A 13,613-nucleotide genomic window follows, 5' to 3' on the forward strand; every position below is an offset into this window, starting at 1 on the left:
GCATGCTGCACAGACACGGGCAGCGAATGTCATTCCACTTCTGCTTCCGATGAAGCTGCCGTACCATCATCAGCAAAACCAGGTAAAGTTGTACCTGCTAAAGTACTTCTCTTGGCCCACAAGATACTGAATCGCTGCCGGGCCTCAGACAGCCTCCAGCGAATCGTCGCTTCGGTTCGTCCAAGGACAGCGGCAATTTCGGAAGTCGAAAAATTTTCCAAGTCTCGCAGAACCAGGACTGTACGATACTTTTCTGGAATCTGTTCCAGCACAGTCTGTACTTCCTGCTGCAAATCGAGCTTCACCCGAGGATCGGCCATTTCCGGGTCAGGAGATTTCTCCTGGCCAGTCTGGCTGAAAAGCGACCACCAGATGCGGCGTTTTTTCTGCCGCAAATGGTCGAGCGTCAGGTTCACTCCAATCTGGAAGAGCCATGGCCCAAACCGCCGCGAGGGGTCAAACTGAGAGAGCCGCACAAAGGCGCGCAGGAATGTTTCCTGCGTCAGATCGGCGACGGTTTCGTCATCCGAAACAAAGCGGCCAATGACCCGCTGTACCCGCCGCTGGTAGCGATGCACCAGTTCGGCGAAAGCGTCCTCGTTGCCACTGCGTGCAGACTCCACCAGACGGGCTTCACAGCCGCTGGAATCAAAGTCGTCACTCGTGTCTTGCGGAACGTCAATCCGCGGCATGGTTGGGCTCATGGGCATTCCTCTCGTACAACAAATTACGAAAAGGTTTGCCAGAATGTGGGAAATAACTGCTCAAGAATTTTCTGTTGTGGCAACTTCATCGATCGTTAATGCCTGAAAAAGCCTGTTGAGAACCATCAGCTTGAACATAACACGCTGCTGAATCATCACTTAAGCTTAATCCCGACTTAACACCTCGAAGCTCCCTGCACCTGTGACCCTGGCCGAAGCCAGTTCCTGTATGATTGCATTTGTGGCGCGAAAGTTCACGCAAAATCTGACAAATGCCACATTGAAGAAAGGGTATTGTTCGCCGTTTGAATCGATTTCTGGCGGCCTGGCGATCGGGACAGAGCGTCAGTTTTACGAAAATTCTCACGAGGGATGGAGAGACTGGTGCTTGACGGAACACCAATTGCCACCACACGATAAGCGACGTTTAAGCAATCGGGAAAGGGTTGTTGGATCAACCCCAATTCCTTGAACACTCGACCTTTCAGTCTTACATCTGAAGCACGTTACGCACCATCGCAGACCTCTCTGGAGATCAATTCATGGATCGACAACACGCGTCTCTTCGCTCTCGAGATCCCCAAAATTCCGCCTCATCCGACGGCAATCATCGCACTTCGTTTCCAGAGAGATTATGGATCACTGGTTTTGGCCTGGGCTGCCTCACCATGACCACCCTGCTGGGTTGTCCCGGGCAACCTCTGAAAACAACTCCCACCGACCCCACGAAGTCGGCCACATCATCCACCACTGCTGACCCGGCTGAAGCCGCCGCCATGAAAGGCCAACCGATGTTGACTGTGCAATCCGAGCCTTACGGAACAACACCAGAAGGAGCTGCGATTACGCAGTACACCCTCCAGAACGAATCGGGAATGAAAGTCTCGCTGATCAATCTGGGGGCCACAGTCACCTCTGTCGAAGTGCCGGATCGTGAAGGCAAACTGGCCAACGTGACGCTGAATTTCCCCGACCTGGATGGCTACCTCAAAAATGGCCCTTACTTTGGGGGAATCTGCGGCCGGTTCGCCAATCGAATCGCCAATGCCCGTTTTTCTCTCGAAGGAAACGAATACAACCTCTTCAAAAACAATGGCGAACACACTCTTCACGGCGGCAAAACAGGCTTCAACAAGCTGGTCTGGAAAGCTGTTCCGTTCGAGACCCCAGGCTCTGCCGGTGTCACCTTTGAGTTGGTCAGTCCCGATGGAGATGAAGGATATCCCGGCCAGTTGACTGTTCGAGTCTCTTATGCACTTAACACCAAAAACGAACTTGCCATCAGCTATGAAGCCACCACCGATAAAGCCACTGTCCTGAATCTGACCAATCACTGTTACTGGAATCTGGCTGGCGCTGGAAATGGCACAGTTCTAGGCGAGATCCTCGAATTGAAGAGCGACAAATACCTCCCTGTCGATGAAGGAGGGATTCCGACGGGAGAACTGGCTGCAGTCGCCGGGACTGCGATGGATTTCTCCAAGCCCCACGCCATTGGTGATGCAATCGCCCAGACAGTCAATGGGCATGGCGGATACGACCACTGTTACGTGGTCAATGGAACTCCCGGCGAGTTGCGTACTGCCGCAAAAGTGATTGATCCCTCCTCAGGCCGGGGAATGGAGATTCTGACGACCGAACCAGGGATCCAGTTCTACACGGGAAATTTCCTCAATGGCACTGCCGAAAACGGGAACGCCGTCCAGCATGGGGCCTTCTGTCTCGAAGCACAGCACTTTCCCGATTCACCGAATCGTCCAGAGTTCCCGACGACGACACTCAAGCCAGGCGAAACTTATAAGCAAACGACCATTCATCGCTTCTTTGTCGAACCTGCAGCCAAGTAGTCGATTGGCAGAGATGACATCTGGATGAGAATCGTGGCTGCTGTCTTCCATACACAGCCTTGTGTTAAAGCTCAGCCCGACAAAAGTGACGACGGGTGGCCCGGCCAACTCGTGGTCGGGTCGTCGTACTTTGTACGATGACAAGAAGCCGCGCCATGCGCATGCCTGCCATCACACTTAACTTGGGTTTAGTTGGCACCCTTTGGGGTGGCACGACCCTGAAGGCTTTGCGGAAGGGCGTGGTCTTGAAGTCCATCCAATTCACATTTAAAGACACGCACGGATGGCAGGCATCGGATGTCATCATCTTCCAATAACCTGGGGGCAAACGAGGACGTTTGACCCCAGCCACCCAATTTCCAGCGACACGCGAGATCAGCGCAACGCAAAAGTTGTGCATAAGTGACAGTTCCGATCCGCAAGCATGGAAACCACCCATAATTAATTCTTGGAATCAGAACTCCATTTCTTTGGCAAGTACACGCCACCGAACGTGGTTTGAGCAGACCTCAAAAAAAACACTCCGCAATTCGATGAGAATGCGGAGTGCCTGAGATCGATCACTTGTTTCAGACTATCAGTTGAACTTATGGCTTACTGCCAAAAGCACCACTTGTCTGACCTGTGGATGTTCGAGGTGGCAGACGGCGTTCACCCTGGAAGGCGCCTGATGTGTTCCCTGTGGAAGAACGCTCTCCTAGAGGATCTGCCGTCGAGGCACTGGCTGCTCCGGCTTTCAGCGTGTAAGGACGATCGTCACCCGGAGTGAAGAGGCGTCGTTTTGGCTTGTAACCCACATAGGCAATGAAGTCACTCAACGAGACAATTCGCACGCCGTAAGTACGGGCTTCATTACGCATATCTTTGAGATGCTCGGCAATCTTCTCGAAGCGGGCCCGTTCATCGTCGGCACTGGCAGTGGCCACGTCCGGGATGTCACCAATCACCAGGAACTTGATTTTCTCAGTGATGGGACCACCTGTCCGTTCGCCATTGTCATCGACTTCCGCAGCAATGGAAGCTCCGACAGACGTCAGCACTTCTCTCAGCAGATCGCGATCGTTGCGTTTGTCGTTATCGATGTCGATCCCGCCGATAAAAGCAAACGCTTCAGGGCGACCAGGACTCCAGAGTGGAGTGTAAATCAGATCACCAGGAGCAATCGGCCGGTAGAGATCTTCATCGACAATTCGAGCCTCGGCAAGATGTGGCCCTACGATACGGGTCACTTCAATTTTGCCCTTCACGTCTTCCTTGCCGCGACCGACGCCGTAGTTGTCTTTGTTGTAGACACTGAATGTGGTGCGAACCTTGAGCAGGTCAGTCTCACCCAGATTGATCCAGACGAGTCGGGTGTTGTTATCTATGCGGGTGATTTTTCCATCGGGAATTTCGAAGCTGATCTGCGTCACCTTATCGACTTCATCAGCCAGATTGCGATTGATGATGTTCAGATTGCGAATCTGGTTATCGCGCTTGGTAATATCGCGAGCCGCCTGATCCTTGACGGTATCCATCTCCACCTGTATCTGGTTGTAGTCGTTTCGCAGACGGTTGATCTCGTTGTTCTTGGCATTGACGGTCTCGGCGACTTCGTCGATTTTGTTGCGCAGTTGAGTCTCAGCCACGAGCCGCTTCTGATCGTTCTGATCGGATCGATCCTGATAAGCCTTCTGCAGAGCCAGAAGATCAGCCTGCAGCTTATTCAGGTTCGCTGTAATCTGATCACGATCAGCGGCCGTCGTATCGAGCTCTTGTCGCAGTTTCTGCAAAGTCGCCAGGAACGTGGGCTGAGCGAGCGATCCACCCAAATTCCGCATTTCTTCTCGCATCTTGCCGGCGACCGTCTGCGGATTGTTCGGGTTCGCCGGATCAACCACCTCGGCCAGATCGAGGCCGACCAGTTTTTTCAGCTCAATCAGGTCGTTTTCGACCTTTTTGAAAGCCGAATCTGACTGTCTCGCTTTGGTCTCTGCAGCAGCAGTTTTCGCCTGATCTGTCGACCAGTTGCTGTGAAACATGTAGGTCGTCACTCCCAGAATGATGCTAAGCATCACGAAGAAAATGAGCGAACCAACCACTGCAGGGGATTGCTTTTCAGCCATGCTGTTCTCCACCTCGAAATCGACGCCATTCCGTGGCGAATACGCGACTGTTGCTCCCGCAAACAGCAGGCAGACCGGAATCCTCCACATTGAGCGATCACTCAAAAAGAGTTACGAACTCATTGTGTCGATTGCCGGAATGTTTTACCTGTTTACACCAGTCTAATAGGCCACCGAGTCGAGTCAAGGCGTTACTGCAAAAACGGTTATAACGATTCTGCAGCCTGGTTAAACGACGGGCACAATTCTGTTTTTCCTACTCGTGACCGGCGGCTGCCAAATGACGAGCAGGCCGCACAGAATTGTGCAGACTCTCCCCAGCGACTATCGACCACAAACAATCCCTGATTTGGTCTGATTTCTTTGGAACGACCAGCTTTTGATAAACTCTTGCAGAGGCTGTCGGTTGTACCGTCGGCAAGGCATTGAACCGCAACCTGGCTCGAATCATTGGCTTTCCCATCCACGAACCTGCTGTTGTCTGGGCATGGTTGTCACCGCGAAGACAAAAGATCAGTGTATCTGACTGGTCTGGTCTCAATTCGGCCTGTTCCTCCTGGCACTGCAACTGAAATGTCAGGCTCGCTGAGTTGGCATGATCAGATTACGGGATGAGATTTCAAGGCGAGATCTCAGTGTGAGATCTCATGGCGATTGCTCATGCCCCGAGTCTGCCACCAGCCAGTTTTTGATCCTCGAATGATCCTCCTGCCAAAGAACCTCTTCATGCGTCGAGATCCCACGTCCAAAAACGCTTCGGCCAATGAAGTGAATCCTCGCGATCTGTTTTCCGATCTTGAGTCCGAGCCACAAACACAGTTCCCACCTCTTGTCACTCCGCCACCCAAAGACTCTCAAAGAGCGGAACGATCACAAGCAGTTGTGAATTCTTTAAGCACAGAGACCACCAGGGAGACCGCTGTTCCCACAACTCCCAGGGAACGCGCCTGGCTGATCGATGTATTCGGCGTCATGTTCCAGGTCTTCCATGCCATCCCGCCGATGACTAGCCCTGCTGGTCAACCGACCAATGCGGTTTTTGGCTTTTGCCGCGATCTCTTGTGGCTCATTGAGAAGCAGAAGCCCACCTGGCTCATCTGTGCCATGGATAGCCCGGGCCCCGGGATTCGCGAAGCATGGTATCCGGAATACAAGGCGAATCGTACCGAGATGCCCGAAGATCTCCGACCACAAATTCCTCTCTTGAAAGAGGTTTTCGAAGCCTTTGGACTCCCCATCATTCAGCAGGATGGCTGGGAAGCTGACGACGTACTCGCCTCGCTGGCTGCACAATTTGCCAGGCACGGAACAGATGTCGCCATTGTCACGAATGATAAAGACGCCCGCCAACTGCTAACGCCGCAAATTCAGATTTATAACCTCAGGAAAATGACCTGGTTTAACGAAGCCTCTTTGCTGGAAGAGTGGGGCATACGGCCTGATCAGGTGGTCGATTTTCAAGGACTGGTGGGGGATGCCGTCGACAATGTTCCCGGCGTGCCGCTGGTCGGGCCCAAAAAGGCAGCCGCCCTTTTGCAGCAGTTTGAAACTTTGGAAGGGGTTCTGGCCCATGCCGATCAGGCCCCGGGTGCCAAGTTAAAGGAAAACCTGAAGAACTTTGCGGAACAAGCACGACTCAGCCAGAAACTCGTCCGGCTCAACACAGAACTTCAACTGGATTTTGACCCGGAAGCGGGCCGGCACTTCCGTCCAGATGTCGAAAAACTGCAGGCACTGTTCCGGCGCTTAGGCTTTCGCAAGCTCATTGATGAAGCCGCGAGAGTCCTGGGACAGGTTCCATCTTCTGCAGTCAACACCACTCAAGTTTCTTTAACGACTCCACTGGTATCCGAGGATGGAAATCCTGCTGAAAGTTCACTCTTTTCAGAACAAGGGAACAATGCCGCAGCTCCAGCCCTGACTTTACAAAGGCTGGAGCGAACATGGGACATGGTGAATACTCCAGAAGGTCTCACAGCACTCTCCTGGCAATTGCCATCGCTGACGCAAATCTGCATCGATCTGGAAACAACCGGGCTTGACCCTTTGCGCGATGAAATTGTGGGCTGGGCCATCGCCTGGGCGGCCCAGCATGGCCAGCCAGCCAGAGCAGTTTATCTGCCTGTCCTGGGGCCTCCCGGAAGCGTACTGCTTGATGGACAAGCCGTCGTTCAAACGCTCAAGCCCATTCTTGAAAATCCTCAATGTCAATTGATCAATCAGAATGTGAAGTTTGACCTGCTGGCCATGCGCAAAGTGGGGATTCGACCCGCCACGATCGGGCTGGACACCATGGTCGGTGACTATCTGCTCGATGCGGGTGCCCGTTCACATAACCTGGAAGTGCTGGGACAGAAGTATCTCTCTGCTGCCACGATTCCTATCTCAGATCTGCTGGGAAGTGGCAAGAACCAGAAGACGATGGATCAGATCGAGATCGAGCGCGTCGCCGAATATGCCACCGAAGATGCCGAACTGGTCGTGCGCATGGCACCCATGATTGAAGCACAACTCCGCGAGGCCGGACTTTGGAAGCTGTACGATGAAGTTGAAAAACCACTGATTCCAGTATTGGCCGATATGGAGTTCAAAGGGATCAAGGTCGATGTGCCCGAACTCGAACGGCAAAGCCAGGAGCTGACAATCACGCTGGCCCGGTTGATGTCCGAAATTCACGAACTGGCGGGCCGGGAGTTCAATATTGATTCCCCTCTGCAATTACGAAAAATCCTCTTTGAAGAACTGAAACTGCCAGTTCAAAAGAAAACCAAGACCGGCCCCAGCACCGATCAGGAAGTGCTCGAGTTGCTGGCCCCCTTGCATCCTCTGCCGGCTAAAATTACCGAGCATCGACATCTGACGAAGCTCAAGGGGACCTATCTCGACGCACTGCCACTTCTGGTGCATCCGCAGTCGGGGCGTATTCACACATCGTTCAATCAGGTGGTGGCAGCGACAGGCCGGTTAAGTTCCAGCGATCCGAATTTGCAGAACATCCCGATTCGTACTCCAGAAGGAAGCCGAATTCGTCGAGCCTTTGTTTCGCGCGACCCGGAGTGGCGACTTGTCTGTGCCGATTACTCGCAGATCGAATTGCGTATGCTGGCACATTTCAGTCAGGATCCGGCACTGGTTTCGGCTTTTGAACATGGTGAAGACATCCATCGCCTCGTGGCAGCTCAAGTGCATCAGGTGGCTCTGGAAGATGTCACCAGTGACATGCGCCGCATTGCGAAAGCCGTCAATTTCGGCGTGATGTATGGCCAGAGCCCTTATGGTCTCAGTGCCGCACTCGGGATCAGCCGAGAAGCCGCCACGACATTTATCGATGAGTACTTTACGAGGTATGCAGGTGTCACGACCTTTATGGAAAACGTGCTCGATGAATGTCTGGCAACTGGTTATGCACGGACAATCCTTGGTCGCCGCCGGCCCATTGAAGGGGTCCGCGGCCCGCGTGAACGCAATCGAAATCGGAACATGGCGGAACGCACGGGAATCAACACCGTCATTCAAGGATCAGCGGCGGATCTGATCAAAATGGCGATGATTCGAGTTTATCATCGGCTCGAACGCGAGAATCATCCGGGGCAACTCCTGTTACAGATTCATGATGAACTCGTTCTCGAAGCTCCTGCTCATCTGGCAGAAGAGCTGGGTGCCCTCGTCCGTGAAGAAATGACAAACGCCTTACCTTTGGATGTCCCACTGGAAGTGGATGTGGCGATTGGTACCAACTGGCTCGACGCTCAATGAACATGGATGGAAATCTTTAACGGACAGCTTCCTTCCGGCATTCGTTGATAAATTCAATCGGAATTCTCGACAACACCTTTCGATGGAGTGGTTCATCGGGTAGCGTGTTCAGCATGGTGATCGTAAGGACTACTTCGCGAGTTCTTTTGTCGAACATCTGCCTGTCAAACTTACTACCGAATCGTGATTTGAAGATCTGTTGACGATCAAGCGAGATACGAAAGGCTTCATGAACCAGCCGATCCATCGACCAGTTCGTTTGTTTCCTTTGCGGGCAGCATTGATGATTCGTCGCTGTTCGGCATGGATCGGGCAATTTTTTGCCATCAGCCGGCCGTTCCTTGCGAAAGTTTTGGTCATCGCCACCTGCGTGCTGGCTGCGCAATCGGCGTACGCTATTGACCTTGAATCTTCCAAATGGGGGCTCAGCGGAAACGTCGCCAAGCGGCAATTCAACCTGCTTTCGCTCGTGCTGCGAAATAACAGTCCTGAGGCGTACGATGGCTATGTACGCGTGAGAAAGTACATCGGGCCTTCACCTGTGGATGTCTCCTATGTAGAGCCGGTTTTTCTCAGCCCCTATTCCGAGAGAATCGTGCAGTTGTATGTCTATGCCGGTGAATGGAACGAGACCTGGCAACTGACAATTGCCGATCAGCCAGGTTCGATCACACTTCCTTCACCTCCCCCTGCTCCTCCGGGTGTGGTGCATCTGGTCGAGAACCCGGCTTTGAGCCAGACATTGAATGGAATTCCTAAGGTTGCCGATACCTTTTTCCCGGTCTCAACTGCCGGTCTGAATGATGTCTCCCATATCCTGCTCGATCATCAACCCAACTGGGAAGAAGCACGAGCCCGGACATTGCTCGACTGGATTGCTTTAGGTGGAGAACTGCATCTCATTCCCGGCAGTTCGGGGTCCTTACCCACATTAACTGGCCCTCTGGCGGTCCTCAACGCACCGCTCGACAGCCAGCGGATTCAGGCCGGCAAAGTGGTAAAACATCAGAGCAGTTTTGCCAAACTCAATACAGAGCAGATTTTCGCGCAGATTGGCCGCAAGAACCCGACTCCCGATAACCCTAATAACTATTACAACACCATCGACTACGAAGGTGGCGAATATTATAGCCGAGGATTCTTCAGCACACTCAAAGAGATCAGTGAGCCCAGGCATCTATGGCCTCTGATTCATTTACTCTCAATAGGATACATTGCGCTGGTCTTTCCCGGTGCCTGGCTGCTGGGTCTGAAGTGGAAGAGTTATCAGATCACATTTGCCGTCACTCTGGGGGCTGTGGTGATTTTTGGAGTACTCTTTCAGTTTCTGGGGCAGCGTGGTTATGGGGAAAAAACCCAGATCAACAGTGTAGCGATCTTAAGACCCGTGGCCGATAACGCCTGGGCAGTCGAAGGCTGGGCCAGTATGTTCGTGACCTCCAGCGGTCAGAGATCAATTCGCCATCAGGGAACCGGGTTGTCTTATGCCACCTGTCAGTCTCAGGAAGCTGTCCAGGGAGTTGTTCGCAGCGGTACCGATGGTTCGATGAATGTGAACTTTCCGCCCTATTCTCACCGTGAGTTTTCGTATCGGCAGAGAGTTCTTCAGCCAGTTCCGCAAGTGCAATGGCTCCAGCTCAATGTGAATCAGGACGTGTCACCACCCGAATTGGTTTCCGGTGAGCTGCTAGTCAGTGGGAAATTCCCAACAACGCCCAGTAGTGCCTTTCTCGTATGTGGCAAAGAGGTGAGGTCACTTTTTCCAGTGAATGCTCCCACCAATGCAAAAGCTGATGCGAACACCTCCGCAGGTTCCCAGGTGTGGAATGTCCGTGAAAAGCGGGGAGAACTCTCCGCGTTTCTCGGCGGAGACTATGGCACGCCCTTTCCCTTTGCGAGTCAATCATCCCGAAAAATGGATCGCGAACAGATCCTGGAAAAACTTAAGCCATTGCTGACCGTCCGAGCGGGGAACATCTTTGAGAAATCATCGGATGGAATGATGGCTCTCCCTGCAGGTAAAGCTTACGCGATCTTCTTTGCTGATCCGCCACCCGAACTGGAACTGAAATCCAGCGATGGAGTTCTTCAGCGAGGCTGGGTGGCTTACGTGCTGCCAGTTCCTCTGGAACGATAGTTTTTCCATGCGACGGACCCGCACAGAATACGACAACACTTTCAGTCCCATCCATGACGTTCTGAATCCAAACGTCGCCGAGGAATTTTATGAATCACATGTCGGATGATGAAACTCAGGCGGTCCCTCCTGATCAAGTCCAAGAGCCGACTCCACTGGACAACGAAGCCTTTGAAAAAGCAGCTTCTTCTCCCGCTGGTGCTGCGGATGACGCCTCAGATCAGATTGCCTGGGCCGATCCCAATCATGCGATCTCGCTGCATAACGTCACGCATCGTTATCAGGGAAAGAAGGCTCTGGATCGCGTCTCGTTTGTTGTTGAAAAAGGAGCGCTGCACGGGTTCGTCGGGCCCAATGGAGCCGGTAAGACCACCTCTTTGAAGCTGGTCTGTACGTTATTGCAACCACAAGCCGGGCGCGTACGGGTCTTTGGCGAAGATGTCGTCGATAACATTCGTAAAGTCCGCACGATGATCGGCTTCATGCCCGATCACTTCAGTACTTACCGGCAGATGACTGTTAACGAATATCTCGACTTCTTTGCGGCCGCGTATGGATTACCCCCCGTACGACGTACCGAAGTGATCGAGCAGGTGCTGTCGCTGGTGGATATGAATCATCGCCAGAACGATCTGATCAGCGGGCTTTCGCGCGGGATGCAGCAACGCGTAGGACTGGCTCGAGTTCTGGTCAATGATCCGGAACTTTTGCTGCTCGATGAACCGGCTTCCGGGCTGGATCCCCGGGCGCGTATTGAGCTGATGGATATTTTGAGAGCCCTGCGGAGCATGGGCAAAACGATTTTCATCAGCTCGCATATTCTTTCGGAACTGGCCGAACTTTGTGATGCCGTCACGATCATCGACCGGGGAGAAATTCGCTTTTCCGGCCGCATTGGTGATCTGCTGACCAATCCCCAAAATCGCCACACGTTACGATTTGAGTTTGCGCCTGGATCTGCCGACATGCGAGAGTCGCTGGCACAGATCGAAGGGGTTGTTTCGGCTGACAAATCGGGCGAAGGGGCCGGCTATCGCGTCGAGTTTGATCCGGCCCGGCTCGATGCCAATCAACTCGTCGTGCGCGTCGCTTCTCTAGGTGTCCCACTGGTCAGCTTCAGTGAAGATCGGCGACAACTCAACGAAGCCTTTATGGATCTGACTACGGCTGGGGTCCGATAACGATATTTGCTGGAAGTGATGGAAATCATTTTGCCTTGTTCGATAGACCTGGGGAGTCGAATCACAGATGTATCACGGGATTGCTGCACTCCTGGGTCGTTCGATGAAGCTCGACGCCCGGCAACTGCCACCAAATCTTTTTCGACTGGGTTTTGTGCTGGCTCTGTACGGTGCATTACTGATTGCTCAGCTCGAAGCTGGGAGCTTTGGTGCCCCCGGGCTGAGGTTCTTTCAGAATATTGCCTGGTTGAATTTTCTGGTGATTCTCTTCTCGGGAGTGACTTACTTCTCGACAGCCATTACTGAAGAGAAAGAAGAGGCCACTCTGGGCCTCTTACGCATGGCCGGGATCAGTCCGATTGGAATTCTGCTGGGCAAATCGACCAGCCGACTCATCAGCGCTCTGATTCTGTTGACGATTCAAGTTCCCTTTACACTCCTGGCCATCACGCTGGGTGGGGCGACTCTCGACCAGATTCTGGCGGCGTATGTGGCTTTAGGTGCCTTTATTATCTTTCTCGCCAACGCGGGCCTGTTTTCTTCAGTCATCTGTGCTCGTGGTGGCACAGCCGCTGCATTGACCTGCTTCTGGGTGGCTCTTTACTTCATCATGCCGTGGTTCGCTTATTACATTTCCTCAGAGATTCGTACTGCCGGCGGCCCGACAACAACCATCTCGAAATGGGTGGTCGCCACCAGCGATCTGCTGCAACAGACTTCCGTGGCGAGTGAACTCAGCCAGATTGTCTCTTCGGGCTATGGCGACCTGAGTGATGTTCTCCCTGTGAATGAGGATGGGCAACCGATTTCCTCCTGGTCGTGGGCAGTCTGGCAAATCCGCTTCAAAATGCTGGCTACAACACAGGTCATTTCGAACATCATTGGTGGTCTGCTCTTCTTTGCGATTTCGTGGATCCTCTTTGACCGGCTGACACGCTACGAACGGCCCGGCTTTGTCGCAGAACGCAATCTGTTCATGCCTTTAAAGATCGGTCGTGCTCAGCGGTCTCCGCTGGGACAGGCCTGGCAGAACCCACTCATCTGGAAAGACTTTTACTTTGTGGCGGGCGGGCCACGATGGCTCTTTTTTCGACAGTTGCTCATCTGGATTGTGGTGATCATCCTTTATGCCTGGATGTCATTTGCCAATGCTGTCGGGAATGGAAGTTTCTTCCAATTCGACCAGTTGTTCGCGATCGCGCTGACGATTTTCATTCTTGTCCTGATTATCGAAGCCTCGATTTACAGCTCTCGCATCTTCCAGACCGAACTGCAGAACCAGACGCTTTCGGCATTGCTCATGCTCCCCTGCTCCGTGGCTTACCTCGGTTATTCGAAAGCGGTGGGTTGCCTGCTGGGACTGGTTCCCACGTGCATCTCGATTTTCTTTGCGTGGGTAGGAATTCTCGCATCGTCGGTGTACGTCGATCGCACACTCGAATCGACATTTGAAGTCCTTGGTCAGCCGATTGTCTGGTGTGGGGTGACGTTGGTGGTGGTCTTCCTGAATCTTGTCACCACGATTTCTCTGTTCCTCAAATGGGGGGCTCTCCCGTTGAGTTTTGTGATCGTCTTTTTTGGCAGCAGTTGCTGTCCTCTGACATACATTCTCATGGCCTTTGCCGGTGCTGCCAGCGACCCGCTGGGTGCTGCGGCAGGGATTCTGATCAACATCATGGCCATGGCGCTGATCAGTCTGGTCTTCCATGCCGTCATCGCTTCACGTCTGCAGGCCCTGGGCAGCAAACTTTAATCACTCCGTGAGCCATGCTTTGTATGCTGTGCTTTGTGTGCTGTGTGCCATGCTTGCGCCTCGGAGCTGTTTTTTACACACATCTCTGTATTCAAGTGAGACTGGAAACTGCGTGGCTTAAAATGGGGTG

General features: G+C 53.0%; 8 protein-coding genes. 6 read left to right on the plus strand and 2 right to left on the minus strand.

Features of this window, described 5'->3' with window-relative positions:
- Positions 1-29: 29 nt before the first annotated feature.
- Positions 30-704 carry an RNA polymerase sigma factor gene (locus A6X21_RS11520; RefSeq protein ID WP_013111260.1) on the minus strand — a complete coding sequence of 225 codons (675 nt, stop codon included), beginning with the start codon at positions 702-704 and terminating at the stop codon, positions 30-32.
- A gap of 542 nt (positions 705-1,246) precedes the next feature.
- Here A6X21_RS11520 and A6X21_RS11530 point away from each other — a divergent pair.
- Complete coding sequence (locus A6X21_RS11530) at positions 1,247-2,551, plus strand: aldose epimerase family protein (RefSeq protein WP_068848005.1); 1,305 nt, start codon at positions 1,247-1,249, stop codon at positions 2,549-2,551.
- Positions 2,552-3,138: 587 nt separating this feature from the next.
- On the opposite strand, the gene A6X21_RS11535 is transcribed toward A6X21_RS11530, so the two are convergent.
- Positions 3,139-4,656 (minus strand): intermediate filament family protein, encoded by a 1,518-nt coding sequence (locus A6X21_RS11535; protein WP_068848007.1) that lies wholly within the window; start codon positions 4,654-4,656, stop codon positions 3,139-3,141.
- Between A6X21_RS11535 and A6X21_RS24665 the strand changes: the two genes are divergently transcribed.
- From A6X21_RS24665 to A6X21_RS11560, 5 genes are all read left to right on the plus strand, one after another.
- Entirely contained in the window at positions 4,655-4,822 is a 168-nt protein-coding gene (locus A6X21_RS24665) for a hypothetical protein (protein WP_165603777.1), read from the plus strand. The two genes, A6X21_RS11535 and A6X21_RS24665, sit on opposite strands and share 2 nt — an antisense overlap.
- Before the next feature lie 560 nt (positions 4,823-5,382).
- Complete coding sequence (gene polA / locus A6X21_RS11540; RefSeq protein WP_240490242.1) at positions 5,383-8,412, plus strand: DNA polymerase I; 3,030 nt, start codon at positions 5,383-5,385, stop codon at positions 8,410-8,412.
- Positions 8,413-8,641: 229 nt separating this feature from the next.
- Complete coding sequence (locus A6X21_RS11550) at positions 8,642-10,549, plus strand: hypothetical protein (protein WP_068848011.1); 1,908 nt, start codon at positions 8,642-8,644, stop codon at positions 10,547-10,549.
- An 89-nt stretch (positions 10,550-10,638) separates the two neighbouring features.
- Positions 10,639-11,730: an ABC transporter ATP-binding protein gene (locus tag A6X21_RS11555; RefSeq protein WP_240490243.1), complete on the plus strand. Its 1,092-nt coding sequence runs from the start codon at positions 10,639-10,641 to the stop codon at positions 11,728-11,730.
- Positions 11,731-11,797: 67 nt separating this feature from the next.
- A complete protein-coding gene (locus A6X21_RS11560) occupies positions 11,798-13,483 on the plus strand; it encodes an ABC transporter permease (RefSeq protein WP_068848013.1) in 1,686 nt (561 codons plus the stop codon).
- Positions 13,484-13,613: the final 130 nt, after the last annotated feature.

This window comes from Planctopirus hydrillae, from assembly GCF_001707835.1.
GTDB lineage: Bacteria > Planctomycetota > Planctomycetia > Planctomycetales > Planctomycetaceae > Planctopirus > Planctopirus hydrillae.

Coding starts and splice junctions, on each gene's coding strand:
- A6X21_RS11520 (WP_013111260.1), bottom strand. CDS start 704: ATGAGCCCAACCATGCCGCGGATTGACGTTCCGCAAGACACGAGTGAC.
- A6X21_RS11530 (WP_068848005.1), top strand. CDS start 1,247: ATGGATCGACAACACGCGTCTCTTCGCTCTCGAGATCCCCAAAATTCC.
- A6X21_RS24665 (WP_165603777.1), top strand. CDS start 4,655: ATGCTGTTCTCCACCTCGAAATCGACGCCATTCCGTGGCGAATACGCG.
- A6X21_RS11535 (WP_068848007.1), bottom strand. CDS start 4,656: ATGGCTGAAAAGCAATCCCCTGCAGTGGTTGGTTCGCTCATTTTCTTC.
- polA (WP_240490242.1), top strand. CDS start 5,383: ATGCGTCGAGATCCCACGTCCAAAAACGCTTCGGCCAATGAAGTGAAT.
- A6X21_RS11550 (WP_068848011.1), top strand. CDS start 8,642: ATGAACCAGCCGATCCATCGACCAGTTCGTTTGTTTCCTTTGCGGGCA.
- A6X21_RS11555 (WP_240490243.1), top strand. CDS start 10,639: ATGAATCACATGTCGGATGATGAAACTCAGGCGGTCCCTCCTGATCAA.
- A6X21_RS11560 (WP_068848013.1), top strand. CDS start 11,798: ATGTATCACGGGATTGCTGCACTCCTGGGTCGTTCGATGAAGCTCGAC.